This is a genomic window from Shimazuella sp. NTD247, assembly GCF_059510415.1.
In genome coordinates, this window is the sequence record NZ_JCAJZU010000001.1 from 512,523 (window position 1) to 538,567 (window position 26,045).

Genomic DNA, 26,045 nt, shown 5'->3' on the forward strand with positions numbered 1-26,045 from the left:
GTTCAGTTGCTGGCTTTGTCCCTATTTAGTAATTGACTATCTCGTTTTAGTACTGTATAGTTCTAATTATGAATAAACTAACTAATCATGATCATGTTATTCAAGTGGCAGCTGAATTGTTTCGTAATTATGGTCTTTCTTACACATCAATGGATGATGTTGTCAAACAAAGCGGTGTATCAAAATCCAATATTTATTATCATTTTAAAAGCAAAGATGAACTAGTTCTATCTGTTTTAGAAACATATATCTCAGTTCTTGAAACATCTTTCCAAAAGCAATTAGTCGAAAACCATGGATCGTTATTAGAAAAAATAAAACAATACACAGATATACTGATAGAAGAACTAACGGATCGAGACTGCATTGGAGGTTGCCCACTCATCTCTCTGATGGTAGAGGCAGGTAGAACGAATGAACAAGTCCGTGTTCGACTTGAGTTATTTTTTAAACAGCAAATTAATCATTTTACTCAACTTATTCAACAAGGAGCTGACCAAGGAGAAATACGCAATGATCTTCCAGCGAATATGCTGGCATCCATCTTTAGTTCATGGTTGGAAGGAATGTTAATGCTTATCAGTATCAACAGAAATGCCGATTCATTTCGAAAAGAGCGCGATACATTACTGAAAATGTTACAAATAACTTCTGCAAATTAATCAATTTTTTTTGATCTTCATTAGTACTGCTTAGTACTAAATATATATTCGATATACATTCTCTGGAGGAGTTCCGATGGAAAAAATTCAAAAACATATTTATAGAATCAACGGATTAATTATGGGAAATGTTTATGTAATTGAGGCTTCTGATGGTCTTACACTGGTAGATACGAGCAAACCAAATTCGGTTTCTCGAATCGAAAAGAGTCTTCAACGTGGTGGCTTTCAGCTCAATGACATTAAACGAATTCTTCTTACACATGCTCATTGGGATCATATTGGTAGTCTTTCTGAACTACAAGCAATAACTGGAGCAAAAGTGTATGCGCATCATCGTTACGAGAGTGAAGTGATTCGTGGAGAGAAAAAGCCTCGATATGCTTCTCCTTCTGAACTAGGAAGATTTGATCGTTTCGTTTATAAGTATTGGCTTAAGCCTATGCTCAACCATCAATTATCTGTACCTGTACATTATGAAATTTCAGAAGGTGATCGATTAGATGAAGTATTTCCGGGTCTAGAAGTTATCGATTTACCTGGACATAGTCCAGGTCATTGTGGTTTTTGGTGGGAGGATCAACGACTTTTGATTGGTGGTGATATTCTAATGAATTTACCCTCAGATCATCTAACATTACCACTAATTGCAGCTACTCCGAATCTCAAAGAAGCTAAACAATCCGTCCATAAAATAAATGATATGAATGTAGAAACACTTTGTTTAGGGCATGGCAGACCGATTATTCGAAATGCTGCTACAAAGATCCGCAAGTTTGCAAACAATATTAACTAGTAACACCTAGTGATACGGAAAATCAACTGCGTCACTTCGGTAAATCAGGACAACGCAGTTTATATCAGAAAACGAATTTGCACCCTTACTTAAAGCGAACCAATAAATACTTCTTTTCTTAAAATAAAAAACATAGGATTTCATTCCTATGTTTTTTGCCATTGTTTTGTTACTTCACGAATCTTGTCTAATTGCTCCCAATATGCTTTTAATGCTGTTTCACCTTCATGTGTTATCTGTATAGTTGTTTGCGGAATTTTTTTCCGAATATAGTTTTTATTGATTAGAAGGTATTCTGCTCTTTCCAATTTGGAGAGATGGCTTGATAAATTTCCTTTGGTGAGTCCCGTTAAATCTTGTAAAAACAAAAATTCTGCCATCGAACATGCTTCCAATGCGCTCATGATAGCTAGCCTTGCAGGTTCATGAATCAATTTATTTAATTTTGCCATCTCTTGAAAAGGCATCATCTTTTCTTTCACCTCTTTAAACCAGTTTGCAAATCAGATGAGGAAAAAAATACCGGTTTTTTGGTATAATTAGATTATCTTTACTTTTCATCCTCGTCTACTATTTTAATCCGAGACAGATGATCATGCATCTGTGCCCGAATACCTTGTAAGTAAATTTCTCTAAGTTCCTTTTGTTCTTTTACTTCTTCTTCAGATAATCCAACATCCTTTTTTTTATTTGCTAAATAATTAATACGCGCAATTAATTCAGGTGTTATCACGATCATACACTCTCCTTCAACAAGAGTGTACCAGAAGAGCAGCAGGAAGGAAACGGAAAAGATGAATGCTATCATTTATACACGTGTAAGCACACAAAAACACACACAAGATTCTAGTTTAGCGAGGCAGCAGGAGGAGTTGTCTTTATGGGCGAATGAGTTAAATATGAATGTATTACAAAGGATACAGGAAAAGCATAGTGGATATGATTTGAACAGAGAAGGATTATACCAAATGTTAGAAATGATAAAAAAAGAAAAAGTAGATGCTGTTCTCGTTCAAGATGATACGAGACTTGGTCGAGGCGAGGCTAAATTGGCTGTGATTCACCAATTGCATCGAGCTGGATGTCGTATATACTGTAAGATGCATGGCGGTGAATTAGCGCTAGACGCAGGAGAATCGACTGTTTTACATATTATCTCTAAAGTAGAAGAGCTGCAAAGAAAAATGATGAATCAAAAGATTAGTTGGGGAATGAAACGAGCAGTAAAAGAAAAAGGCTATAATCCAGCCAAAAATTTAAAGAACCAGGGTTTGGGAGGAAGAGAAAAGAAAGAAGTTCCTATCGAACAGATTGTTGCATTGAAACAAAAGAAGCTCACCTACGAGGAAATTTCTGCGACTTTAAAGGGATTTGGATTTGACGTATCTCGAGCAACAGTACATAGAAGATACAAGGAATGGCAAGCAGAACAGGAGGAATTACAAAATGGATGACAATTTATATCAATCGTTTACAGAAGCTTTTGGTCCTCCCAGTTTTGAGAAAAAAACACAAAACCACATGCGATATTTCTTGAATCAATACGCAGATGAAATTATTCAAGATCGTTTAGGCAGTATTTTTGGCATGAAGCGTGGATTGTCCAGAGAACCGAAAGTATTATTCGCTAGTCATTTGGACGAAGTCGGCTTCATGGTTATTCGAATTACCCCCAAAGGTTTTATACGTTTCCAAACGCTTGGCGGCTGGAGTCCAAATGTGCTTCCTGCACAACGGGTAGAAATTATGACGCAAACCGGAAAATGTCTGACAGGTGTGATCGGATCAGTTCCTCCTCACCTTTTACCAGAAGATAAAAAGGGAAAAGGTCCAGATATTAATTCAATGTTTATTGATATAGGAGCAAGTAGTGAAGAAGAAGTTCATGAATGGGGAATATCTATAGGAGATCCAATCGTTCCTGTGAGTCCATACACTCCCTTATTGAGCGGAAAAAGAATACTAGCTAAGGCTTGGGACAACCGATTTGGCTGTGGCTTAATCGTGGAATTACTGCGCTCATTAAAGGGGAGTAGACTGCCTAATACCTTATATGCAGGAGCAACTGTCCAAGAAGAGGCTGGTCTTAGAGGAGCAAATACATCTGCAAATTTGATCAAACCAGATGTTTTCTTTGCAGTGGATGTTGGCCCTGCCGGTGATACACCGGGTATAAAAGATGCATTTGGTGAGATAGGAAAAGGGGTGCTCATTCGTATTTACGACCGATCGATGATCACTCATCCCCAAGTTCGGGATTTTCTATTGGATATCGCGGAAACCGAACAAATCCCTTATCAATTCTTTATATCAAAAGGTGCGACAGATGCTGGGGTTGTACATTTATCTGGAGAAGGGGTTCCATCCGCAGCCATTGGCATTTGCGGTCGTTATATTCATTCGCATACAACAATTGTCGATCGTGATGATATCGAAGCGGCAGAAGCATTTGCAAAAGCCATTGCGAAAAGATTAGATAAAACAACGATGGATTCGTTTCTGAAATACTAGTCAAATGAATATTCCGCATCTCGGACATCTGTTTCGGGGCTGATAGCTTCTATTGAAATGAAGCCATTTTTTACATCTGGCACAATACTTTTTCATGTCATTGATGTGATTTGGTCGGTAAAGAATGTCTTTCACTCCGTGTTTTGGCATCATACCAACCGCTTTCTCTTGTTGAATACTTTCCCTGTAGTTACCATTATAATAAAAAAGGAAACATAAGATAAGGAAAAGAAAGGTGGATTTCAATGAAAATGCTTGTTATCAATGGGAGTTCTCGAAGAAATGGAAATTCAGCATTTCTTACTAATGTTTTGCTGAAAGATATCGATCATTCTCATTTGTATTTAAACGAATATCAGATCAACCCAATTATCGATCAAAGGCATGAACCTAATGGATTTGATGCAGTTCATGATGATTACGAAAGCGTCATTCAACAAGTTTTGGAACATGATATTCTTTTATTTGCTACTCCTCTTTATTGGTATGGCATGTCTGGGTTGATGAAAAATTTTGTTGATCGTTGGTCACAGTCTTTACGAGATAAAACAATCGATTTTCGCGGGGAAATGGCAAAAAAACAAGCATTTGTATTGATAGTTGGCGGAGATCGAATACATATCAAGGCACTTCCTCTTGTTCAGCAATTCCAATACATTTTTGATTTCATGAATATGAATATGATCGGATATCTCATCGGACAAGGAACAAAACCAGAAGAAGTTCAAAACGATCGACGAGCATTGGAGAATGCGGAGACGTGGAATAAAAAAATCCTAGAAATGATAAAAAGCAGCTGACAGCTGCTTTTTTTTACTCTATTCATTAGTAATAATAAATAAGGTGAGATCCACACAGATGTTCTTGTGGATTAATTTATGTTAATTACAAATTAAAGGTAGAAGGCTCAGTGACAGGGTTCCTACCATTAGATATGAATCTACTAAAATAGGCTTTTGATATCCGATAAGGTCTTATTGAACCTTTCAGGTGTTGGACAAAAATGGCCAAATTCTACGAGTAATTGTCCGCTGTCATTTTTTCTTCCTAATCCCTAACACATCCCATGTATTCCCCCAATCTTTCATAGCCTCGAAAATGGGACGAAGAGTCTGACCTTTTTCTGTTAGAGAATATTCCACATGTGGTGGAATTTCGGAGTAAATCACTCGTATTATAATTCCTTCATTTTCTAACTCTTTTAAGTGCAGCGACAGAGTTCTAGGACTAATTCCATTTAAAGACCTTTGCAAATCACCAATAGGTGAGAACCCTCACCACATCCCATATCAATTAAAGATATTGTTCCCATAGCAAACATACTTATTTATGATTTCAGCAATCGCCTAACTTAGTGGTCTGAAAAAACCATCCTCTGCAATAAGTTGTCTTCGTGCTTCGAAAAGCTCTTTACTGTACTTCGTTTTTATTGGATGAGTTATCAAGTTGATATATCCTTGCTTAGTAAAATCAGAGGTATTTCAATGAATAAACCCAAAAAGTTTATTGAAACCAAAGAATATAAACGGTTTGCTGAATTTTGTGATGCTTGTATAAAGTATAAGTACATTGGTATTTGTAATGGTTTACCTGGTGTGGGTAAGACTTTGTCCTCTCGATACTATTCAATTGATATTGTCGTTTCGAATCTTTAATGTCATTTGTAGTCTCATATGATTTTTCTTTTCTCGTGATGATTTTACTTATCTTTCAATTAACTGGCTGCGAGGTATCTGATTTTTACATCAGGCACCTCGCAGTGTCTGAAAAATCAAGGATCGTTATAAGTAGTACCAAAGGTTTTGTCATTCTTTTTTCAGCTCTTACGTCTAGTTGAAGAATAGATCAAAGCGTAGCTCCACCATCTACTACAAGGGTGGAACCTGTAACAAACGAGGATTCATCGGATAATAACCACAAAATACCGTTGACTATTTCTTTTAACGTACCCATTCGTTTCATTGGAATCATATTGGTTAAATGAGTGAGACGAGTTTCGTCTAGTTGTTCCGCTTTTTCTGTTTTGGTTGGCCCTGGAGCAATTGAATTAATTCTTATATTCTGAGAAGCTACTTCCAAAGCAGCTGATTTGGTGAGCCCTTCGATTGCAAATTTTGATGCTGAATATGCTGTAGATGAAGCAAGAGCTTTAACCCCTGTGATGGAAGAGACATTAACGATTGCCCCAACTCCGTTTTTCAGCATGTGTTGAATTTCATATTTCATACATAAAAATGTACCAAGTACATTTGTTTGTAACACATTTTGAAAAACCTCCATTTTGGTCTCAATCAAAGGGGTGGGTAACTGAGCTATACCCGCATTATTTACTGCAAGATCAAGTTTTCCATGTCTATCAATAATGGATTGAATAACTTGTTTCACATTTTCTTCCTGACTAATATCCAATTTGACGAATTCTGCTTTGTTACCACTCATTTGAATCTCATTAACAACTTCTTGTCCCACTTTTTCTCGACGAGCTCCGATTACAACTGTGGCACCTTTTGCTGCTAAGGTGATAGCAGCTGCTTTTCCTATCCCACTTGTTCCACCAGTCACAAAAACCACTTTGTTTTTCATCTCTATCGTTCCCTTTACTATTATAAGTTTTGAAGTTTTCGCTAAATTCGTCATAAATGGAGGCATTTCCGTAAATTGCTATGTTTTATGACAAATAAGCCGTGTCTGTTGGCGTTTTTTTATATTGCTTCTATTTTCAAACTGACGCAATGATTTGTTTTCAAATACATCCTAGAGCAATTTCTTTTTATTAAATAAAATCCATAACTTATTTCAAAATGTACAAATCGTCGACGTACATACCCTTATGCCTCTTCAGTCACAATCGTATATGCCAATTTTCGGAAATGAAATTTTTCTGCATTTCTTCTAAGTATTGAATGAGAACCGAAGAGTTTATAGAATAGTACACCCTCTTTCCTTTTCTATGTTCCTTAATTAAATTCACTTCGCGCAATTGTTTGAGATGGTAAGACAATTTTGATGGTGAAATATCCTTTAACTTTTTATGAATATCTAAGTAGGGGCAAATTGCTTGTGGATATTCTGGATGTGGTGGAGACTCACAAGTATCATCATGCCCTTTAGCAATTAAGTTTAGAACTTCCAAACGAATTGGATCACCTAGTGCCGCTGATTTTTTTGCAAATGCTAAAAAGTTATTTTCCATAAGAGAAGTATATCACAAACTGATTGACATTCCAAAAAAAATTGGTATATCATTTGATCATTCCAAAAAAAATCGAAATGAAAAGAAGGTACTCTTATGACAACAACTTCATTGTCAGATATACCTGCAGACGAGAATTTATCTATCAAGCCAATTTAGGGACAATTGTTTGCAATCGTAATCGGGATGTTCATGGTGTTTTTAGATGGTACAGCCATGAATGTTATGATCCCTAACCTGATCAAAGAATTAAGCAGTTCCTATACTACTGTTCAATGGACCATTACTGGATATATTTTAGCTCAAGCTGCTGTGATCCCTCTAGCAGGATGGTTATCTGATCGCTGGGGAGCCAAGCGAATATTTCTTATATCCATTATCCTGTTTTCCATTGGTTCTCTTTTATGTAGCTTTGCACAAAGTATTGATCAATTAATTACTTTTCGTATTTTACAAGGTTTAGGTGGTGGGATGGTTATACCAATTGGTTTCGCAATGATCTACCAACTAAGCCCATCTGGTAGAGTCGGAACAGTAATGGCGTTTGTTAGCATCCCAAATATGTTGGCACCTGCGCTAGGGCCTGTACTCTCTGGTATTTTAGTAGAATCAGCTTCTTGGCACTGGGTATTTCTTATTAATGTACCCATAGGAGTTATTGGTCTATTGATAGGTATGCAAAAACTTCCTAAATTCCAAAGAAAAACAGCAGCAAAATTGCATATAATCGGTTTATTCCTTGCTCCAATAGCATTCACTGGAATATCATATGGAATTAACTTCGGAGCAACAAACTGGGAATCAATCTATACTATCGGGGGACTAGCAGTAGGAATCATTGCGTTGATCTCATTTGCTGTAACCCAATTACGAACGGAGCATCCCATATTAGAATTGCGTGTTTTACAGTCAGCTAATTTCACAAAAAACATTTTTGTACTGTGGTTCGTAATTATTTTACATGTCGGAACACAATTTCTAGTGCCCCAACTATTGCAAGTAGTTAAAGGTTTAAATCCATTTGAAACCGGATTGATTATGTTGCCTTATGCTGTTATTTTAGAGGTATTCATGCAGTTTAGTGGACGTCTTTATGATCGATTTGGAGTTCGTGGTTTAGCTATCATTGGTTTAGTAATTTTAGCGGTAGCAGACTATTTATTTTCTCAAGTCTCATCCCAAACAACTTTAAGTTTCATTTTACTTCCTTTTATTTTCCAAGCAATTGGTATGTCATTCTGTATGATGCCGCTAAGTACAAATTTATTGAAAGTTGCTCCACAACATTTAGTGAGTCGAGTAAGTTCTTTATCCAGTTCGATGCAACAAGTTATGTCTTCCTTTGCCATTGCAGGGTTAACAACGATTTTAACCAGAACTTATCGAAGCATAGGAAATGGCACCCATCTGACAGCTTGGACACATGCTTTTCATTTTACTTTTTCTGTTCTAATTGTTCTTTCTCTGTTAGGCGTGATTTTGGCTACCACAATAAAAAATAAATGAATGTTTAATTGAGTTCTGGTGCAAAAAATCAAAAGAAAGAGCATACTGGAAACATTTTTTAAAGGACGTGTGGATGGTATGAAATCTCAGAATGTGGGATCGTTGTGAAGTAAGGAGCCAAGCGTCAAAGACGACCCCCAAGTAGAAGTAACAACCACATATAGAAAGCTATCGGAAGGGAACAAATAATCACTCCGTACTCCATTAAAGAGCCAGAGTGTTGAACATCACGTCTAAAGGAAATTGGAATGAATGAAGAAATTGTGAAAAATTTCACTAAAGTAACGGGGCAGGTTAATAAGAAACAATTTGAATAGTCAACAAAAAAACAACCCAATAACCATAAATTGGGTTGTTTTTTTGTTGACATAAAATATATCCTAATGTTAGGATAAAAAAGCACTAAGTTTAGGATAAATAACTTTAGGATAAAAGGAGAGAAAAATAAATGCCTCTTTTATCAATTATTCTTCAAGTCATATTAGGATTAGGATTCCTAATGTTTGGGTTTATGAAGTTTGGTTCAAAGCAAATGGTGGATGAATTTGGGCGTTATGGGTATCCAGGAAGTTTTAGGATATTTACAGGTCTGGTTGAAGTTATTGCAGCATTATTAGTTATCTCAGGTATTTGGAATGATAAGTTAGCTGCGTGGGGTGGTTTATTTATTGTTGGGACAATGCTTGGGGCAATTTTCACACACATCAAAATTAAAGATCCTGTAAGCAAAATGATGATGCCGATTGTTTTATTCATTCTTGGATTAATTGTATTACTTACAACTTTTGGATCATTGCTTTAAGCCATTAACATAAAGGAGAAATTATTATGGATATTAAAATTATTAAACCACAGGACCAAGCAAACTATACAAAAAACCAAGATAACCTAAATTAAATTTTTAAAATTATCGTAATAGGAGGTGCGATGAATGTATCAAGGAGATGAACAAAGTCAGTTGGATTTGAGGTTGTTTCGTGTTTGGATGAAAACTTCCCAAGCTATAACTGAAAATATGCTGAGAGATATTGAAAGTCATAATATTAGTCGGGAAAATTTTATGATCCTTGAATTGCTTTACAGTAAAGGTCCACATCCTGTCCAAAAGATCAGTGAGACGTTCTCTATTCCTAGTGGAAGTATCACTTATGTAGTAGATAAGTTAGAAAAGAAAGGGTTAGTAGAAAGACTACCAAATCCTAATGATCGAAGGGCTTCTAATGTGGTCATAACAGAAGAAGGAAGAGCATTATTTGACGAGATTTTCCCGAAACACGTTGCAACCATTTCAGAAAATTTATCTTTTGTAACTAAAGAAGAGAAAGAGCAGTTAATTTATCTATTAAAGAAAATAGGAATGGGTGCACAAAGTTTACAAAAAATAACAAATAAAACATGGAGGAGAAAGAAATGAAATGGGTTATTCGTATTATTCAAGGATTACTTGTGGTTGGTTTTGCAGCTTTTGGTGTAATGAAGCTAACAGGAAATGCCATGCAAGTTCAAACATTTGAAGGTTTTGGTTATCCGTTAGGATTCATGTATTTTGTAGGTTTCTGTGAAGTATTAGGGGCAATTGGACTTTTGGTTGGATTTTGGAAAGAAAGAATTGCTATTCTAGCTTCGTATGGACTCGTATTACTGATGGCTGGTGCTGTGTTTTCACATTTTAAGGCTGGACAAAGTATAGGATTAATTATGCCTGCCTTGGTCTTTTTTTTCTTAAGTCTGGTTGTTTTACTTGGAAAAAGAACAGGAACTTTAAGTAAAAACCTGTGAAAAAGAACTTTGGTTTTTATTGTACAAGGTTCATACTTGTTATCAAAAGTTCTTTATAAAATAGATTTTAAAAAAATAATAGGTAGTTATTAATATGGGGTTTCTATCCAAATTATTTGGAAATTCAACTATAAAGGAGAAAGAAAAAATGTCAAATAACAAATTAAATATCGGGATTATTTTAGGTAGCACACGTCAAGGTCGTTTAAGTCCTCAAGTCGGAAAATGGGTAAAAGAAATTGCTGATAAACGTGATGAAGCAAATTTTGAAATTGTAGATATTGCTGATTTCCAATTACCTTTTTTAGGAACAACCGATGGAACCGAACAAGGAATTGCAGCTTGGAATGAAAAACTTGCCAGCTTGGATGGATTCGTATTTATCGTTCAAGAATACAACCACAGCATTACAGGAGCATTAAAAAATGCAATTGATTTTGCTCGTGAATCCTGGAATAATAAGGCAGCAGGTATCGTGAGTTATGGTTCAACTGGTGGAGCTCGTGCTGCTGAGCATTTACGTGGAATCATGGGTGAATTAATGATTGCTGATGTTCGAGTACATCCTACATTGTCCTTATTTACTGACTTTGAAAACTATACTACATTTAAACCAGCTGACTTGCACCTTAATAATGTAAATGAAATGCTTGATCAAGTTGTTGCTTGGAGTGGTGCATTAAAAGCTTTAAGAAAATAATCAAATATATATTGAACTGGAATTCGAATATCATATACTACCTAAAAGTAGTGTTTGATATTCGTTTTTTATTTACAGTGTCAGTTTACTTGATAATAACATTGTGAATAATTGCACTTAAACTAATGGGGTCTTTACTTCAATAACGATATTCAACAATCGGGCGCTTTAATGGAGTAACTTAAAATTTTCTAAAAAAATGCTGAGAAATTAGGCTTTTTAATATGAGAATTTCCTTAACGTTGTAAATCCGCATTTTCCTGACGCTACCCCCAATAGGAGAAAAAGATCCAAAAAAAAGGGGCTAAGGATGAAAAAAAGGGACATAGAATTCAATGAGTTTCAAATCTACCTTTTCGAAAATCGAAAGCATTCTCCACAACAGTCAAACGGTTGTTGGACTTTCTGTGGCCTCTCTTCTAAACTTCTACAATTTATTGCACAATTAACGGATCAAGGACAAGTCAAAGCTGTCATTGCTAAAACATACTCTTTACAGGAAGTTCAACAAGCTCATGAACTGAGCCAGCTTGGGCATAGGTGGGGAAGAATTGTACTTCATATTGGTGATTAATCAAATCGTATTCTAGTCTTAGTAAAACGTCACCGTCTTCTCAAGCTTCTTCCCATAAATAGAAGAAGGAGCTAACTTTTCAATTTAAATGAAATCTACGACCTATATTTATGATGGTCGATTTCATAGCTCCATCGATTCGCAATCCACTGATTAAAGTAGTTCATTTTATGAAGCAAGCTTTTAAGAAAAATAAGCCATTATGGTTTTGTATGGCTTGTAATCGTCTGCAAATTTACACGTAGCAGACTTCATTTTCAAGGAAATTATGGTGTTCTCTTATCCTCGGTGACTTCCTTCTAATCATAAACATAATATTTTTATCCTATATACCATTCATATAAAGAACAAAATAATAGTTTACAATTAAAGATAATGGGAAATATTTCAAGTGTATGGCATTTACCTCAAAGGAGGTCTTACCATGTCTCATCGGAAGCTGCTTTGGCTGGCTGGATTTGGTTTTTTGTTTGATTCTATGGATGTAGGAATACTTTCTTTTATCATTGCAGCAGTTAAATTAGAGTGGAATCTTAATCCAGAGGAAATCGGTTGGATCGGGAGTATCAATTCCATTGGTATGGCAGTGGGAGCATTTGTATTTGGATTGTTGGCAGATCGAATTGGCAGGAAACCTGTATTCATGATCACATTATTATTGTTTTCAATCGCCAGTGGGTTAACCGCTTTTACAACTGCACTTTGGCTTTTTATGGTCTTTCGATTTGTGATTGGACTGGGTTTGGGAGGGGAACTTCCTGTGGCTACTACGCTTGTTTCTGAATCTGTCCCAGATTACAAACGAGGAAGAACGGTCGTGTTATTGGAAAGTTTTTGGGCAGTCGGATGGCTAGTGGCGGCTATTATTTCCTACTTTATTATCCCGAAGTATGGATGGCAGACAGCCATGATATTAACAGCTTTACCGGCGTTTTATGTCCTTTATCTCCGCAGTAAACTACCCGATGATCCAATAGTAGAGGCTAGATCAAAGCAAGTGGGTATTTGGAATCAGATCCAAAAAGTATGGGAAAAGCCTTATCGACGGCAAACCATTGTATTATGGGTGTTATGGTTTTGTGTCGTATTTTCTTATTATGGTCTATTTCTATGGCTTCCGAGTGTCATGGTATTAAAAGGGTTTACTTTGATTAAGAGCTTTCAATATGTATTGATTATGACCATCGCACAATTACCTGGTTATTTTACGGTAGCTTGGTTGATTGAGAAAATAGGGAGAAAACCAATTTTGGTGATCTTTTTATTAGGTACAGCAATTAGTGCTTATTTTTTCGGAAATGCAGATACACAAATGGCATTACTTATTTCTGGAATTTTCTTATCCTATTTTCATCTGGGTGTTTGGGGAGCAACATATGCCTATACTCCAGAACAGTATCCTGATGAAATACGAGCAACTGGAGCAGGAATGGCTGCTTCTTTTGGAAGAATTGGCGGAATTATCGGGCCGCTTCTAATCGGTTATCTTGTCGCTTCTCATACAAGTGTGTCTACTATTTTTCTCTTGTTTGGGATTGCAACTTTTCTTGCTTTGGTAGTAGTCGGCTTGTGGGGAAAAGAGAGCAAACCAGAACCAGAAAGTGGAAAATGAGATTCATTGACGTAAAACCAATTGGTTTTATATAATTCATTATGCAACCAGTTGGTTTTATATTTAAGGAGGTATTTTTGTGTCAGAGGCATTTCTATCCGCAATAACGAAAACCGTAATATACGATGCATCAATCAAAAAAGTATGGTCGAAAGTATCAACAGCAGAAGGAATTTCCTCATGGTTTATGCCGAATGATTTTCAACCAATCATAGGCCATACGTTTCATATTCAATCTCCATTCGGTCCATCTCCGTGTAAAGTGTTAGCTTATGATCCACCGAACCAGCTTTCTTTTTCCTGGGACGAAGATGGGTGGATAGTTACTTTCACTTTAAAGGAAGTAGATGGTAAAACGGAATTCACTCTTATACATGATGGATGGAAAGGTCCAAACGATATTGTTCCAAAAGCAAAACAAAAACAAGAAGTAATTCGTAAAACGATGAGTGATGGCTGGAGCGTTTTACTGAATTCTAGTCTACACAAGGTAGTGGAAGAATAGTGTCTAAAGCTGAAAAAGCGGACATTTTTCAAGCTATCGCTGATCCTACTAGAAGAAAATTATTATTTTTGCTCTCCAAAAAAGAGATGCCTATTTCTGAAATTAGTAGTCATTTTGCCATAAGTAGAACGGCAGTCTCGAAACATTTAATCATTTTATATGATGCTAATCTAGTTCATAGTAGAAAATCAGGTAGGGAAAAGCGATACAAACTTCAAGCTGAGAATCTAAAAGAATTAAAAGATTGGCTTGCTTATTTTGAACAGTTTTGGGATAACAAACTTGCTAAGTTACAATACTTGCTTGAAAAAGATGGGGAATGAGCACTTTTTGAAAAACTTCCATAAAATATGGAGGTTTTTTCTTATTTCTTTTTCCTCTTGGTGGAGCGATTCATGTAGGGGTATGGCAGCCAAAAGCGAAATACGGGGCCATTTGCAAATATATTCCAATTGAAAAGAATATTAATAGCTTATTGCATCTTAATATCCTTTGCGTTAATTAGCAACTTGATAAATTGGCATGTCAAATTGTAAATCAGGTGGTTGTCGATCAGGATCAAGTCCATACTTGCCAAAACGATTCACATTAGCTGTAATGTATGGACTTATCTCACTTAATAGTTCCTCATCCAATTCGTTACCTTCTTGGTGATATTCATGTAAAATTCGTGTTAATGCAAACACGTTGTAAAAGATGAGACAATTAGCTACTAAGTGATTATCGTTTAATTGACTTGACAAAATTTTTTATTCACTGTAAACTTACATTGTAAATTTACAATGTAAGTTTACGGGTGAAACACCACCAAAGGAGAAGAATCTATGGAAAAAATAGATCGTAAACGATCACTAACTCGGCAAAAGGTACTAGAAGCTGCTTTACAATTGATAGATCAAGAAGGATTAGAAAGTTTAAGTATGCGAAAACTGGGAGCAGCATTAGGTGTGGAAGCGATGTCCCTTTATAATCACATCGCAAATAAAGAAGAGTTGTTTGATGGAGTTATTGAAATTCTTTTATTACAAGTACCATTCTCAGAAATATCAGATTCATCGCCACATGATGAATTATGGGTTTTTGCACATAACTTTCGTAAAGTTCTACGTGAACATCCACGTGTAATGCCTTTATTTGCATCACGTCCATTACGAACTCCTGCATCCCTGTCCATTTTGGAACGCCTCATGGATACACTCCATCGTGGAAATATACGTGGAACTCAAGCGATCTATGTACTAAATAGTATGGTTGGTTTTATTATTGGTCACGAGCTACTTGATGTGGGCACAGTTCTATTTTCTAGCGTAAAGAAAGAGTCTCATTCAGAATTGTGGCAGAATCTCCCCGAAAATAAGTACCCCATTCTCCATGATTCGATAGCAGATATTGAACAGTGGAATCCAGATCAACAATTTTGCTTTGGCATACAAGCACTTTTGAAAAGTGTTACATGATTACTTCTAACCGATTGGTTTATAAAATATGAACGTCAACAAGAAGGAGAAAAACAACATGACTGATTTCGATCTTGCTCATTGGCAAAATCGTCTCGATAAGTTACGTGCTAATAATTATGTCCCTGGTGCATCATTGGCGGTACTTGTGGACGATGAAATACACGAATTAGCTAGTGGTGTACTACACCGTGGAACTGGTGTAAGTGTAACGACAGACTCTGTATTTCAGGTGGGTTCGATAACCAAAATTCATACAGCAACACTAGTAATGCAATTGGTTGAATCAGGTGAATTAGACTTAGATGAACCCGTTATAAATGTGTTACCAGGGTTTGAAACCGCGGATAAGATTGCTACTAAAAACATCACTATTCGACAACTACTCAGCCATACGAGCGGTTTAACCTGTGATTTTACCCATGATACAGGTCGAGGAGACGACTGTTTAGCACGTTATATAGAGGCTAGCAAAAACATAGCTTTGGATTGTCCACCAGGCATGGCGATTTCCTACAGCAGTGTTGGATACAACGTGTTGGGACGTATTATTGAGGTTGTAACAGGACAAACTTGGGACGATGCACTTAAGGATAGATTGTGTACTCCACTTGGACTAGATCATACCGTTACATTACCAGAAGATGTCCTGCGATTTCGATCAGCAATGGGTCACTTAGGATTACCAGGGCAAGATCCAGAACCATGTTTAACTTGGAATCCATTACCTCGTTCATCTGGCCCTTATGGTGGTGTTCTCTGTGCTACTGCTGCAGATATTGTTCGATTAGCAAAAATGCATTTAGATGGAGGAATTGCTTCTGATGGAACTCAACTTTTGGCATCAGAGATGGTGTCTGCAATGCAAACACGTGAAGTCAATTGCGTGGATAAATGGACGTTTAGCTCTGATGGTTGGGGATTAGGATGGGCATTGTATGATTGGGATGGTGTTTTTGGATTCGGCCATGATGGTGCTACAATCGGACAGTATGGTTTTTTACGTGTAGCACCAGAAGCAGGAGTTGCAATCGTTTTGTTGACGAATGGTGGAGGTGCGCAACAGCTTTATACTTCCTTATTTCAAGAACTTCTAGATGAGCTTGTAGGTGTGAGAATACCAGATTCCTTCTCACCACCAAAAAAACCTATCTCTGTAGATTTCAAACGGTTTATCGGTACTTACAAGCGAGAAGGCATTGTTATCTCCATCACAGAACAAGACAACAAAGCACATTTTGTGGGGAAATTCGTTGATGGTATGAAAGGTTTTGCACCTCCGCTAGAGACGAACCTCACACCAATATCCGATACGGTATTCGCTGCATCCTTTGGTGAGAATTGGCTACCTGTGGTGTTCTCTACTCTTCCAGATGGAACTGAATACGTCTTACTTGGTATGCGAGTCGCTCAAAAGATTAAGTAATTTAGCATCTATAGGAAGAACAACTGAGATAGTGCAAATCAGAACACGAGATAAAAAAGTTAAATAAATCCACTTGTCCTTTTAAAGAGATCATTAGGAATTAGGAAAATGCTAAATCACTATATGCTAATGATAAGTAACAAATAACTGTGTATTTTCACTAAGCTGTAATGTATTTTAAAGATAATCTCTGATTCATATTTAATTGAAACGTTCCATAGGGATTTACATGACCATAGATCAATGGAGTCAACGCCCGATAGTCTTCTGGCTCTAATTTCCTGTAGTAGTTGTTTATTATTTTCCAATAGTACTTCTTGTATCATAAGAGTATTAATCAAAACTAAACAATTTTGATTGACTATTATTGCCAAGCGATTTTCTCAACCTCTTTTTGCAGGTCGGCGCGTGTGGCTTGGACATAAATCATGGTTGTATCTAAGCTATCATGGCCCATGATTTGTGCCAAACGGTGTAACGGAGTACGTTCTGCCATGACATAACCGAAACGATGACGGAGATCATGGGCACTGAATCCCTCTAATTTAGCCAACCGCATATACTTTTGTAGCAAATAGCGAAGCGCACGCTCTCCCAGGCGTTGGCCTGTTTTTTCCGAGGGAAATAGATATGTATTTTCCTCTGTTAGAGTGGGCAAATATTCTTCCAATGCCGTTCGGATCGTCGCGTTCAAAGGAACTTCCCGATTCTTATTTCTTTTACCGGAACGAACCATCAGAATACCACTTCTTTTTCCTAACTGAACATCTTGCCGAGTCAAGTTGCAAACCTCCATCGAGCGCAATCCAGTATGCAGCATCAGCAAAATCAAAACATGGTTTCGAAGTGTCCCTTGCTTTTGAACGGCTGCTACTAGGGCTGCTTCTTCTTGATCAGTCATTTGCCTTGGACTGGTCTTCTCTTCAGGAACTAATTTTACCGGACGAGAGATATTCATCGAGATCCATCCATTTTCTACTGCCCAATGAAAGAAACGCTTGAACGTATTTAAGCGCCTGTTGATGGTAGCTGGCTTTAACATACGAACGGTTTGCATATATTCTCGATACCGGATGATAGTCGGCGTAGTGATTTTGGCAGGATCAAATGATAATTCATCTTCTTGTCCTGTGTTCCAAGATCCCTCCACCCATTCCGTAAAATGACGGAAATCACTGGCGTAATGGGAAAGCGTTTTTTCATTCAAATCCTCTCGTGTTCGGAGATCATCAATGAATCGCTGAATCCAGTCTTCGGCTTGGGAAGAAATCGAAAAAGATGAGCGCATGATTCCACCTCTTTATGTTGAATTACCTTACCGGACATGTTATTCTCATCTTATCTAAAACCTTATCGGACATCAAGAACCTGAATTTATCATAATTATATCCGTTAATTAACATTAGCGGATATGAAAACGCACCACATCGCCTGCTAGGAATGGCTAAAATACCGAAGATCACTTGTATACTGGGAAAGCGTTTTTTCATTCAGATCTTCATTTGTACGAAGATCAAAAATAAATCGTTGAATCCAACCTTCTGCTTGAGTAGAAATATGAAAAGATAAAGACATGGTTTCACCCCCCAAAATAGATTGACTTACCTTAGCGGACATGATAATTTTAGCTTATCGGAAACCTTAGCGGATATGTAAAAGACAACACTAAAACTAGCTTTTGGTTCAAGTGTTCCTAGGGCCCTACTATCCAGCTAAATGATCATTGTGAGGGTTCATACGGTAGAGGATATCGAACTTGTATGACTATATATACAAGAATCGGAAGGTGATTCACGAATGGCTAATCTTATAAACAACCAATACAATATCCCTGCAGAAGTAACACTTGATATTATAGGTGGAAAATGGAAAACCATCACATTGTGCCACTTAACACATGGACCAAAAAGATCAGGTGAATTAATGAGATTAATGCCTGTCATTACCCGGAAAATGCTTACACAATCCCTTCGCGAGCTCGAAGCAGATGGTCTTATCACAAGAACTGTTTTCGATGAAACACAGTTAAAAGTCGTCTACGAGTTAACAAATCTGGGTCTTACACTACAGCCTGTCCTACAAGCTCTTTGTGATTGGGGCGAACGATTGATAGAAAAGCAAACAATAGAAAAAGAAAACCTAACATCAGAAAAAGAAAACCTAACATCGATCGTTAAGAGATCAACGACTTGATGTTAGGTTTTCTTATGATGATATCTTGTTGACTCGAATAAAATTCCAGGTGATAATGATAGCCAACAAAAGAATCAAGGATAGCAAATGACATAACAATGAAAAAGAAGAAATATACACAGCTAGTAGAGAGCCAAAGCTAGCACCAACAAAAGCAAAAAAAGCATTGAATGCTACTGCACTCCCACGTGCCTCTCCCCCTAATTCACTTACAATTACAATCACACTTGGATTGGAAATAGAAATTCCCATCACAAAAACCATACTGGCAATAACCAATATCGGAATCGACTCTGTTAGTGCTTCTATGGTTAACCCTACCCCTGAACTAAATAAACCTGCAATTAAAACTTGTTTCGCTCCAAAGCGTTTTATAAATGAACTTGCTAAAAGGGATAGTAAAATGCTTGGTATACCTGCTATTCTAATCCACATTAAACCTTGATTTCCAATCTCAAACTTTTCCTGTACAAATAACCCCAAGCCTGAATACATCGTAACGAAACTAGAAAAAATGATTGCCGTAATGAAAAAAGAGAGCATAAGGGAGGGATTTTTAAAAACCTGTACCATTTGTTTCATCACTTTTAGAAAAGAGTGATCTCTAGTGGGCATTACTCCCTTTGGGAGAAAGAAAAAAGAAAATACGATTAGCAAGTAACCAATGGCTAGAAAGATAAAAACTTCTCTCCAACCAAGCCAAGTTCCCATAGCTTGTCCATATAGTTGTCCTAAAATCCCAGCTAACAAAAAACTACTACTCAGAATCGAAATGGCTAAAGGTCGATAACATATAGAAAGAATATCACTGATGTAAGCAATGGAAACGATAGGGACGGAAGCAGCAATTACTCCTTGTAGAATCCTAAGAGCAATGAGCTGTTCCAGCGATTGGCTGAAGCTAACCGCAAAAGTAGTGGCTGCTAACGCAAGCAAACCAATGATTAAGATTGATTTGCGATGAAAACGATCAGAGAAGATACCAAATACCAAACAACCAGTTGCATAAGCAATTCCATAAATACTATTTACCCAAACGGTTTGATTTGGCGTAGCATGAAATTCACTCCCTAGAATAAGTAATAAAGGAATGGCTACATACATCAAAGAAACTACTAAGATGGAGCCCATACTTAATGTCACTACACTCAGTATAAAAGTATTTCTATCACTCTTGCTGTTCATAAGATCACTCCGTTGTTTTGGTTAGTTACAGTCATTATCAAACAGAGATTTGAAAAGAAAAAGAAGGCACTTTTTTGTTCCTAGGAACGGAAAAGTGCCTTCTTTTCTTTGTTAACAATTGAATTCATACTGCAAGTAAGTTGATCAAAATCAATAGAAAAGAGGATATCAAAATGAGAAACTACGCAAAAGTTCATGTATTACACACTGGAGAGCTTATTTATGATCAGTCTCTGGCTTTTAAGGAGTTGGACGTGATTCCAGCCGTTCATCTTAGAGGAAAAGAGTTCCAGCAGAAAGTACCTGTTTCTAGCTACCTCATCGAACATCCACAAGGAAATATTGTAGTCGATACAGGATGGCACGAAGAGATTCGCTCCAATCCCAAAAAACACCTTGGGGAAGATCTTTATCAATTCATCGAGTATAAATTACCTGAACTGAAGATATCCATACAGTGGTGATTACTCATTTGGATGTCGACCATATCAGCGGATTAAAACTGTTGAACAAAGCAGGACGCTTTCTAGTAAGCGAACCGGAATGGGAAAATAATCGCGATGAATCGAAAGAGAAATGGTACAAAGGAATTAACTTTGATCTTGTCAAATTAGAAAAAATTCCTTTTGGGCCACATCAGCTAGGAAAGGATTTATTTGGAGATGGTCTTGTCTATCTCGTATTTACTCCAGGTCATACAGCTGGTCATATCTCGGTTCTGATTCGTGTGGAAGCGGGTTGGGTATTACTTGTGTCGGACGTTGGGTATGCGGAGAAATCATGGAAAGAGCAAATCTTACCTGGCTTTACAGTAGACGACGAGCTAGCATATCAATCTTTGCGATGGGTGAAAGATTTTTCTGAGCGAGAAGATTGTGTCGCGGCGATTGCCAATCATGACCCAAATATTCCACCAACAGTGTATGGAACATAAGAGAAAGTCATGTCCCAAATCAAAGTTAGGAAGAATGGGTATCTAATGATTATAGTGAAGGTAGAGCATTCGAATCCAGAACGTGCTAGACATATTGGCACTACAAGAGACCTGAAGAACCAACTCGCTGCTTCTATTAATTTTTGAATTTGGTATTTTGACCCTTTTGATTAGTTAACTAATATGTCCCTGATAATTAAAATCACAGCTTCGGGCATGTGGAGAACGAATTTTCTCTTCATGCCCATTCTTTATATGTAAATATTTGCAAATGGTACGATATTTCGCTTTTGGCTGCCATGCCCAGCTGCACAAGTGAGATCCGCATATAGTATGAGTTGGTGTCCTGAACCTCGAAAACACATCCGGAAGGAACCCTTGACTTAAAGTCGACTCTAAGGTGTATGTTAGTTAACAAGCAAACGAGGAGTTGATAAATATGAATATCAAAGAAGTCGTAGAAATTACAGGTCTTTCCCCCCACACCATCCGCTATTATGAAAAAAATGGATTGTTCCCTAAAATTAACCGATCGGATACCGGTGTACGTCAATTCACAAAGTCCGACGTAAATTTTATACAGTTTGTTTCATCTTTACGCAAGACCGGTTTGTCCCTTCAAGACATTGCTCAGTACGCTAAAGACGGATGTGTTTTGGAACAACTTAAAGGGAAAAGTTTTTCACCAGAGTTAATTCAACGACGAGTATCGATTCTTGAAAGCCATCAAAAAAAATTATTAGAACAACAACGTGAACTTGAAATGCTTATTGATGCAGTAAATCAGAAGCTGCAGTTTTACCGCGACTACTCGATTCATCCAAAACAGCAATAAAGGAGAAATGCTATATGAGCAATACAACATCGTTAAACATGAAGTTTGGAAACAGGACTTCAGCACATAAAAAAGAAATAAATTTGCTTTCGTTAATCGTCGCAGTGATCGCATCGTTCGTGATATTCCTTGACGCCACGATCGTAAACCTTGCTTTACCTTCTCTATCTCGAGAATTCAACGCATATCACAGTAGCATTGTATGGGTTATGGATGCATATACGCTTGCATTTGCGGCAATTATGCTCAGTGCTGGAGTCATGTCTGACATTTATGGTGCCCGACGTTTATTCATTCCAGGTGTAATCTTCTTCGCAATAGCTTCCATTGGCTGTGCTATTACAGAAAGTATATCCATGTTGAATATCATTCGCCTGTTTCAAGGGGCGGGAGCAGCCTTATTACTTCCAAGTTCTTTATCAATGGCCACTCAGAATGTGAAAGATTTGCATTTGAAGCGGGTTGTGGTCTCTACTTGGGCTGCCGCAGGCGGTTTAGGGATGGCAATGGGTCCCCTTGTTGGTGGTATTGTTGTAACGTATCTTGGATGGCGCTGGATTTTTTGGATCACGGCTTTTGTTAGCTTGATCGCTTTAGCTCTTACCTTTTGGATTAAACAATCAATATCAACACCATTAGGTACAAGATTACGTCTGGACATAATGGGTCAAATTACCGCAACTATAGCTATTGGAAGCATTATCTTCATTCTTATAGAGGGACCACGTCTGGGATGGGCTACACCACTTTTATTCGTTGTATATGCTGTATTTATTATTGCAACTATCAGTTTTGTCATCGTCGAACGCACGATTACTACTCCCTTAATTCCGCCACGATTGGCAGCCAAAGCTGGGTTTATTGGGCCTGCATTACTAGGTGCATTATTCAATCTTGCCTTCTATGGAATATTATTTGTTCTTAGTCTAGTATTACAAGATGTGAAAGGAGAATCGGCACTCAAAGCAGGTTTAAGCTTTCTCCCTTTGACTGGACTAATTTTTGTGGGTAGCCTGCTTGCACCGCGAATTGCTCGCCATACTGGAACAAACAATGTTCTTTACCTAGGACAAGTTTTCATAGGAATAGGTTTGATCGCAACTATTTTTACTATACGATATTCACAACCTTGGCCACTTGTTTTTAGTTTGCTTCCAGTGGGATTTGGCTCCGGACTACTTGTACCTACCATGACAGCTCGAATGCTGGAATCCCTTCCTCAAGACTTATCAGGTGCGGCATCTGCATCCTTTAATACATGTCGACAGCTTGGAGGAGCAATCGGAGTAGCGTTGTTCGGCATCTTGTTCGAAAGCAGTACTCACCCTATGATTGGTTTTACTGCTTGTCTTTTGGTTTCATTCCTTTGCGTATTAGCTAGCACAGGAGTTACATTTTTCCTGTTAGGAAAATCGCGTAATACGAAATTAGATTCTAATACAACAAGGTAAGTAAATCACTCCAAGTTCTCGTGCAAGAAATCAGAGAAACAAAGCAAGCTCATTTTTCTTGTGTGGAAAGAGAACTAAGCTACCAATGTTGGATATGCGGAGAAATCATGGAAAGAACAAATCTTTCCTGATTTTGCGGTAGACGACTAGCTAACATATCAACTTTGCAATGGGTGAGAGAGTTTTCTGAGCGAGGAGATTGTGTCGCGGCGATTGCCAATCATGACCCAAATATTCCACCAACAGTGTATCGAACATAAGAGAAAGTCATGTCCCAAATTAAAGTTAGAGAGATGCGTATCCAGATATAGGGGTTCCGACATAAAAACGCGGATTTACCACGTTAAGAATAGAAATTAATAAAAAATAACTGTTGTAGATGGTTACAGATCAATTGTTATTACTATTAGCAAAAAACTATCTATTATGAATCTAATAGAGGAGTGTGATACCCAAGCTCCTTATAGCCTCAGAAGAGTGATTTTTAGTCAAATTCACTCATTCATACAAAAGACATCTGGTTTTCTTTTTTTGATGGTCCTTACTTACGGTTAGCTCGGGAACCAAGTTCTGCTCGATTAATATTCCCTCTTTAGCCCGACAGTCACCTTGATGAATGCAACCTGAATCGCCAGAGTCATCACTAGTCGTCAGCATACCGATGTCGAACTATTTCTATAAAGAAAGAATTATTTCTTTTCATATAATGCAAGCGTTTCATAAGTTCTATTGATTAATATTTCTTTCAGTTCAGGAGGTTCCATTATTACCACTTCTGTACCAAAAGATAATATCATAGACGCGATATAAGAAAATTCACGTTGGGAAATAGATTGACGAAGAATGCCCATATTATCATCTTTCCAGATAATTTTAGAAAAATCAAAGTAGGTGCTGGAGATACTACGTGCTGCATTTTTACTTATTCGCATCACAAGTTCACAAGAATCATCAACCAACTTTGAGGTTTCCATCTCTAACCATTGGTTCAGACTAGGAAGTTTCAAATTCGTTAAATGTTCTTCTTTCAATTTCAGAACCCTGTCTGCTCTAAAGAGATTGATACGTTTGTTTTTGAGATCATAAGCAGGGAAATACCAATATCCGTTGGCAGCATAGATACCAATGGGAACAGCCCTTTTTTCCTTACAACCTTCGACAGAATCGTAGTTAAAAAGCAAAACTTGTTTTACTATTGATGCGTGGAAAATCGTTTTGAGATAAGGAGCCTTTTCGGTTCGCAGCGGAATCTTCATAGAGATGTGTCCACGGATACTTAAAAGCCTGTTTCGCAAGGGTTCCGATACATGAGCCAGTAGTTTGTCCAGTACAGAGTCAATTTCTGCTTCATAAGGAATATCCTGATACTGTTTAAGTGATTCATAAGTGAAAATGACGGATGCTGTTTCTTCTTCTGAAAACGAAACTGGTGGTAGCAACTCCCCATGGAGCATGGAATAGCCGCCATTTCTTCCCACTTCGGAATAAAACGGCACTCCCATGTCAGATAAATCCAGTAAATCTCGTTGAATTGTACGAACACTGACACCAAATTCATCGGCCAATTCTTTGGCGGTAAAATTTTTTCTTTTATTGGCAAATAACCAGATTTCGAACAATCGTTTTATTTTAGACATAAAATCCCTTTCAATACTATGACAATAACTGTCGTAGTTTGATGGTAGAATGGAGTGGATAAGGTACAGAAATTTCCGTACATTATTTAATGTTGAAATAAAAAAACGACAAGGAGAGGAATACAATGTCCTCAAATTATGCTGAACTAAAATATAACACTGTGTCTCCATGGATCACAACAAAAAGTACAGACAAATTAATAGCTTTTTTGAAAAATGCTTTCCAAGCACAGGAGACTGGTCGGATTTATAACGCGGATGGCTCTATTGGTCACGCTGAAGTACAAATTGGAGATACCACCATATTAATGTTTGATTCAAGACCTGAATGGCCTTCGTTCCCCAGTTTACTTCGTTTGTATATAGAAAACGGAGATGAAGTTTATGAACAAGCGCTAAAAGCTGGTGCTACTTCAATGACCAAGATGACGACTCAATTTTGGGGAGATAGGGGTGGCCGTGTGGTGGATCCATTCGGCAATATATGGTGGATTCAGACCCATGTTGAGGATTTGACTCCAGAAGAAATAGAAAAGCGCTCCAAGCAAAAAGAGTTTATAGAAGCAATGGACTACACGCAAAGAAGCTATAATCCGTTCCTATCTACTTATTAGATTACGATTTTTGCATGACGTATCAAGATGAAGAGTATAAAAGTAAAAAGGTTGGCTTCTTTCGGAGAAGTCAGCCTTTTTTGCTTCAAATGTGTATAATGTTAATCTTTCACTTGATTGTTCTTTTTCCCTACCAATACCTATTCCTTGATAATCATTAGGAATATAAAGCTGGCTTATCTTCCTATCATTATAAGCAATCATTCCAACTACATTTTCATCATTAAAAGCTAAATCTAGTTGGAACACTTCAGGTAATATATGATTTGAAAAATAAACTTGATTTTCTAAGTTATGAATTTCTTTCTGACCAATAGCCTGTCTCTTGCTATCCCTCCACATCTCCACTGTCTGTCTAGTATACTTGGGGTTATGCGGAGTTATTATGAGTTTGTCTTGGTTCACTACAACATCCCCTTGAGTTTTGTTTATTGCAACTAAGACAGGGGTTCTGCTCTAGTTCGTTAAATAGATT

The 26,045-nt window shown here is 37.3% G+C and carries 32 protein-coding genes and 4 pseudogenes; 24 read left to right on the forward strand and 12 right to left on the reverse strand.

What is annotated here, in order from left to right:
• Positions 1 to 68: 68 nt before the first annotated feature.
• Together AC5WOC_RS02455 and AC5WOC_RS02460 are read left to right on the forward strand one after the other, a co-directional pair.
• Positions 69 to 662: a TetR/AcrR family transcriptional regulator gene (locus AC5WOC_RS02455; RefSeq protein WP_496053800.1), complete on the forward strand. Its 594-nt coding sequence runs from the start codon at positions 69 to 71 to the stop codon at positions 660 to 662.
• 76 nt (positions 663 to 738) lie between these two features.
• On the forward strand, positions 739 to 1,458 hold the full coding sequence (locus AC5WOC_RS02460; protein ID WP_496053801.1) for an MBL fold metallo-hydrolase: 720 nt from the start codon (positions 739 to 741) through the stop codon (positions 1,456 to 1,458).
• Positions 1,459 to 1,604: 146 nt separating this feature from the next.
• Here the strand turns inward: AC5WOC_RS02460 and AC5WOC_RS02465 are convergent, their stop codons facing one another.
• Positions 1,605 to 1,928: a transcriptional regulator gene (locus AC5WOC_RS02465; RefSeq protein ID WP_496053802.1), complete on the reverse strand. Its 324-nt coding sequence runs from the start codon at positions 1,926 to 1,928 to the stop codon at positions 1,605 to 1,607.
• 80 nt (positions 1,929 to 2,008) lie between these two features.
• Positions 2,009 to 2,197 carry a DUF896 domain-containing protein gene (locus AC5WOC_RS02470; protein ID WP_496053803.1) on the reverse strand — a complete coding sequence of 63 codons (189 nt, stop codon included), beginning with the start codon at positions 2,195 to 2,197 and terminating at the stop codon, positions 2,009 to 2,011.
• A gap of 55 nt (positions 2,198 to 2,252) precedes the next feature.
• Between AC5WOC_RS02470 and AC5WOC_RS02475 the strand changes: the two genes are divergently transcribed.
• The 3 genes from AC5WOC_RS02475 (at position 2,253) to AC5WOC_RS02485 (ending at position 4,769) form a co-directional block, all read left to right on the forward strand.
• Positions 2,253 to 2,912, forward strand: coding sequence for a YneB family resolvase-like protein (locus AC5WOC_RS02475; protein ID WP_496053804.1), 660 nt, complete (start codon positions 2,253 to 2,255; stop codon positions 2,910 to 2,912).
• Positions 2,905 to 3,969 (forward strand): M42 family metallopeptidase, encoded by a 1,065-nt coding sequence (locus AC5WOC_RS02480; protein WP_496053805.1) that lies wholly within the window; start codon positions 2,905 to 2,907, stop codon positions 3,967 to 3,969. Before AC5WOC_RS02475 ends, AC5WOC_RS02480 begins: the two co-directional genes overlap by 8 nt.
• Before the next feature lie 251 nt (positions 3,970 to 4,220).
• On the forward strand, positions 4,221 to 4,769 hold the full coding sequence (locus AC5WOC_RS02485) for a flavodoxin family protein (RefSeq protein WP_496054156.1): 549 nt from the start codon (positions 4,221 to 4,223) through the stop codon (positions 4,767 to 4,769).
• 234 nt (positions 4,770 to 5,003) lie between these two features.
• Here AC5WOC_RS02485 and AC5WOC_RS02490 read toward each other — a convergent pair.
• Positions 5,004 to 5,225 (reverse strand): annotated as a pseudogene (locus tag AC5WOC_RS02490) (winged helix-turn-helix transcriptional regulator); the annotation flags it as partial.
• Positions 5,226 to 5,453: 228 nt separating this feature from the next.
• Here AC5WOC_RS02490 and AC5WOC_RS02495 point away from each other — a divergent pair.
• Positions 5,454 to 5,597 (forward strand): annotated as a pseudogene (locus tag AC5WOC_RS02495) (AAA family ATPase); the annotation flags it as partial.
• A gap of 217 nt (positions 5,598 to 5,814) precedes the next feature.
• Here the strand turns inward: AC5WOC_RS02495 and AC5WOC_RS02500 are convergent.
• Together AC5WOC_RS02500 and AC5WOC_RS02505 are read right to left on the reverse strand one after the other, a co-directional pair.
• Complete coding sequence (locus tag AC5WOC_RS02500) at positions 5,815 to 6,552, reverse strand: SDR family NAD(P)-dependent oxidoreductase (RefSeq protein WP_496053806.1); 738 nt, start codon at positions 6,550 to 6,552, stop codon at positions 5,815 to 5,817.
• A gap of 259 nt (positions 6,553 to 6,811) precedes the next feature.
• Positions 6,812 to 7,162, reverse strand: coding sequence for an ArsR/SmtB family transcription factor (locus tag AC5WOC_RS02505; protein ID WP_496053807.1), 351 nt, complete (start codon positions 7,160 to 7,162; stop codon positions 6,812 to 6,814).
• Between the two features lie 165 nt (positions 7,163 to 7,327).
• Here AC5WOC_RS02505 and AC5WOC_RS02510 point away from each other — a divergent pair, with 165 nt between their 5' ends.
• From AC5WOC_RS02510 to AC5WOC_RS02550, 9 genes are all read left to right on the forward strand, one after another.
• Positions 7,328 to 8,668: a DHA2 family efflux MFS transporter permease subunit gene (locus tag AC5WOC_RS02510; protein ID WP_496053808.1), complete on the forward strand. Its 1,341-nt coding sequence runs from the start codon at positions 7,328 to 7,330 to the stop codon at positions 8,666 to 8,668.
• Positions 8,669 to 9,116: 448 nt separating this feature from the next.
• Entirely contained in the window at positions 9,117 to 9,470 is a 354-nt protein-coding gene (locus AC5WOC_RS02515) for a DoxX family protein (RefSeq protein WP_496053809.1), read from the forward strand.
• Between the two features lie 129 nt (positions 9,471 to 9,599).
• Positions 9,600 to 10,082 (forward strand): MarR family winged helix-turn-helix transcriptional regulator, encoded by a 483-nt coding sequence (locus AC5WOC_RS02520; RefSeq protein ID WP_496053810.1) that lies wholly within the window; start codon positions 9,600 to 9,602, stop codon positions 10,080 to 10,082.
• The gene (locus tag AC5WOC_RS02525) at positions 10,079 to 10,447 is read left to right on the forward strand and encodes a DoxX family protein (RefSeq protein ID WP_496053811.1); all 369 of its coding nucleotides are present in this window, start codon (positions 10,079 to 10,081) and stop codon (positions 10,445 to 10,447) included. Before AC5WOC_RS02520 ends, AC5WOC_RS02525 begins: the two co-directional genes overlap by 4 nt.
• 94 nt (positions 10,448 to 10,541) lie before the next feature.
• Entirely contained in the window at positions 10,542 to 11,147 is a 606-nt protein-coding gene (locus AC5WOC_RS02530) for an NADPH-dependent FMN reductase (RefSeq protein ID WP_496053812.1), read from the forward strand.
• 310 nt (positions 11,148 to 11,457) lie between these two features.
• Positions 11,458 to 11,721 carry a zinc-binding dehydrogenase gene (locus tag AC5WOC_RS02535; protein ID WP_496053813.1) on the forward strand — a complete coding sequence of 88 codons (264 nt, stop codon included), beginning with the start codon at positions 11,458 to 11,460 and terminating at the stop codon, positions 11,719 to 11,721.
• Between the two features lie 424 nt (positions 11,722 to 12,145).
• Positions 12,146 to 13,333 (forward strand): MFS transporter, encoded by a 1,188-nt coding sequence (locus AC5WOC_RS02540; RefSeq protein WP_496053814.1) that lies wholly within the window; start codon positions 12,146 to 12,148, stop codon positions 13,331 to 13,333.
• A 79-nt stretch (positions 13,334 to 13,412) separates the two neighbouring features.
• Positions 13,413 to 13,838 carry an SRPBCC family protein gene (locus AC5WOC_RS02545; RefSeq protein WP_496053815.1) on the forward strand — a complete coding sequence of 142 codons (426 nt, stop codon included), beginning with the start codon at positions 13,413 to 13,415 and terminating at the stop codon, positions 13,836 to 13,838.
• Positions 13,835 to 14,161 (forward strand): ArsR/SmtB family transcription factor, encoded by a 327-nt coding sequence (locus AC5WOC_RS02550; protein WP_496054157.1) that lies wholly within the window; start codon positions 13,835 to 13,837, stop codon positions 14,159 to 14,161. The genes AC5WOC_RS02545 and AC5WOC_RS02550 overlap by 4 nt, the downstream gene beginning before the upstream one ends.
• 174 nt (positions 14,162 to 14,335) lie before the next feature.
• Here AC5WOC_RS02550 and AC5WOC_RS02555 read toward each other — a convergent pair.
• Positions 14,336 to 14,560: pseudogene (locus AC5WOC_RS02555) on the reverse strand (Tn3 family transposase); the annotation flags it as partial.
• 102 nt (positions 14,561 to 14,662) lie between these two features.
• Here AC5WOC_RS02555 and AC5WOC_RS02560 point away from each other — a divergent pair.
• Both AC5WOC_RS02560 and AC5WOC_RS02565 read left to right on the forward strand, forming a co-directional pair.
• Positions 14,663 to 15,295, forward strand: a complete 633-nt coding sequence (locus tag AC5WOC_RS02560) for a TetR/AcrR family transcriptional regulator (RefSeq protein ID WP_496053816.1) — start codon at positions 14,663 to 14,665, stop codon at positions 15,293 to 15,295.
• A 58-nt stretch (positions 15,296 to 15,353) separates the two neighbouring features.
• Positions 15,354 to 16,721 carry a serine hydrolase domain-containing protein gene (locus AC5WOC_RS02565; RefSeq protein ID WP_496053817.1) on the forward strand — a complete coding sequence of 456 codons (1,368 nt, stop codon included), beginning with the start codon at positions 15,354 to 15,356 and terminating at the stop codon, positions 16,719 to 16,721.
• A 160-nt stretch (positions 16,722 to 16,881) separates the two neighbouring features.
• Here AC5WOC_RS02565 and AC5WOC_RS02570 read toward each other — a convergent pair.
• The 3 genes and pseudogenes from AC5WOC_RS02570 to AC5WOC_RS02580 all read right to left on the reverse strand — a co-directional run.
• Positions 16,882 to 17,095 (reverse strand): annotated as a pseudogene (locus tag AC5WOC_RS02570) (Tn3 family transposase); the annotation flags it as partial.
• The gene (locus AC5WOC_RS02575; protein ID WP_496053818.1) at positions 17,086 to 18,009 is read right to left on the reverse strand and encodes a tyrosine-type recombinase/integrase; all 924 of its coding nucleotides are present in this window, start codon (positions 18,007 to 18,009) and stop codon (positions 17,086 to 17,088) included. The gene AC5WOC_RS02575 and the pseudogene AC5WOC_RS02570, both read right to left, overlap by 10 nt.
• A 146-nt stretch (positions 18,010 to 18,155) precedes the next feature.
• Complete coding sequence (locus AC5WOC_RS02580; RefSeq protein ID WP_496053819.1) at positions 18,156 to 18,296, reverse strand: hypothetical protein; 141 nt, start codon at positions 18,294 to 18,296, stop codon at positions 18,156 to 18,158.
• Positions 18,297 to 18,518: 222 nt separating this feature from the next.
• Between AC5WOC_RS02580 and AC5WOC_RS02585 the strand changes: the two genes are divergently transcribed.
• Positions 18,519 to 18,914: a winged helix-turn-helix transcriptional regulator gene (locus tag AC5WOC_RS02585; RefSeq protein ID WP_496053820.1), complete on the forward strand. Its 396-nt coding sequence runs from the start codon at positions 18,519 to 18,521 to the stop codon at positions 18,912 to 18,914.
• Between the two features lie 12 nt (positions 18,915 to 18,926).
• Here AC5WOC_RS02585 and AC5WOC_RS02590 read toward each other — a convergent pair whose 3' ends face one another.
• Positions 18,927 to 20,099 carry an MFS transporter gene (locus tag AC5WOC_RS02590; RefSeq protein ID WP_496053821.1) on the reverse strand — a complete coding sequence of 391 codons (1,173 nt, stop codon included), beginning with the start codon at positions 20,097 to 20,099 and terminating at the stop codon, positions 18,927 to 18,929.
• A gap of 173 nt (positions 20,100 to 20,272) precedes the next feature.
• On the opposite strand from AC5WOC_RS02590, the gene AC5WOC_RS02595 reads away from it, so the two are divergent.
• From AC5WOC_RS02595 to AC5WOC_RS02615, 5 genes are all read left to right on the forward strand, one after another.
• Complete coding sequence (locus AC5WOC_RS02595) at positions 20,273 to 20,563, forward strand: hypothetical protein (RefSeq protein WP_496053822.1); 291 nt, start codon at positions 20,273 to 20,275, stop codon at positions 20,561 to 20,563.
• Between the two features lie 8 nt (positions 20,564 to 20,571).
• Positions 20,572 to 21,033 carry an MBL fold metallo-hydrolase gene (locus AC5WOC_RS02600; RefSeq protein WP_496053823.1) on the forward strand — a complete coding sequence of 154 codons (462 nt, stop codon included), beginning with the start codon at positions 20,572 to 20,574 and terminating at the stop codon, positions 21,031 to 21,033.
• Positions 21,034 to 21,042: 9 nt separating this feature from the next.
• Positions 21,043 to 21,180 carry a hypothetical protein gene (locus AC5WOC_RS02605; RefSeq protein ID WP_496053824.1) on the forward strand — a complete coding sequence of 46 codons (138 nt, stop codon included), beginning with the start codon at positions 21,043 to 21,045 and terminating at the stop codon, positions 21,178 to 21,180.
• 292 nt (positions 21,181 to 21,472) lie between these two features.
• On the forward strand, positions 21,473 to 21,868 hold the full coding sequence (locus tag AC5WOC_RS02610) for a MerR family transcriptional regulator (protein ID WP_496053825.1): 396 nt from the start codon (positions 21,473 to 21,475) through the stop codon (positions 21,866 to 21,868).
• A 14-nt stretch (positions 21,869 to 21,882) separates the two neighbouring features.
• Positions 21,883 to 23,319, forward strand: a complete 1,437-nt coding sequence (locus tag AC5WOC_RS02615; protein WP_496053826.1) for an MFS transporter — start codon at positions 21,883 to 21,885, stop codon at positions 23,317 to 23,319.
• A 689-nt stretch (positions 23,320 to 24,008) separates the two neighbouring features.
• Here the strand turns inward: AC5WOC_RS02615 and AC5WOC_RS02620 are convergent.
• On the reverse strand, positions 24,009 to 24,956 hold the full coding sequence (locus tag AC5WOC_RS02620) for a helix-turn-helix transcriptional regulator (protein ID WP_496053827.1): 948 nt from the start codon (positions 24,954 to 24,956) through the stop codon (positions 24,009 to 24,011).
• Positions 24,957 to 25,081: 125 nt separating this feature from the next.
• Here AC5WOC_RS02620 and AC5WOC_RS02625 point away from each other — a divergent pair, with 125 nt between their 5' ends.
• Positions 25,082 to 25,570 (forward strand): VOC family protein, encoded by a 489-nt coding sequence (locus AC5WOC_RS02625; protein WP_496053828.1) that lies wholly within the window; start codon positions 25,082 to 25,084, stop codon positions 25,568 to 25,570.
• Here the strand turns inward: AC5WOC_RS02625 and AC5WOC_RS02630 are convergent.
• The gene (locus AC5WOC_RS02630; protein ID WP_496053829.1) at positions 25,556 to 25,975 is read right to left on the reverse strand and encodes a GNAT family N-acetyltransferase; all 420 of its coding nucleotides are present in this window, start codon (positions 25,973 to 25,975) and stop codon (positions 25,556 to 25,558) included. The genes AC5WOC_RS02625 and AC5WOC_RS02630 overlap by 15 nt on opposite strands.
• Between the last annotated feature and the right edge of the window lie 70 nt (positions 25,976 to 26,045).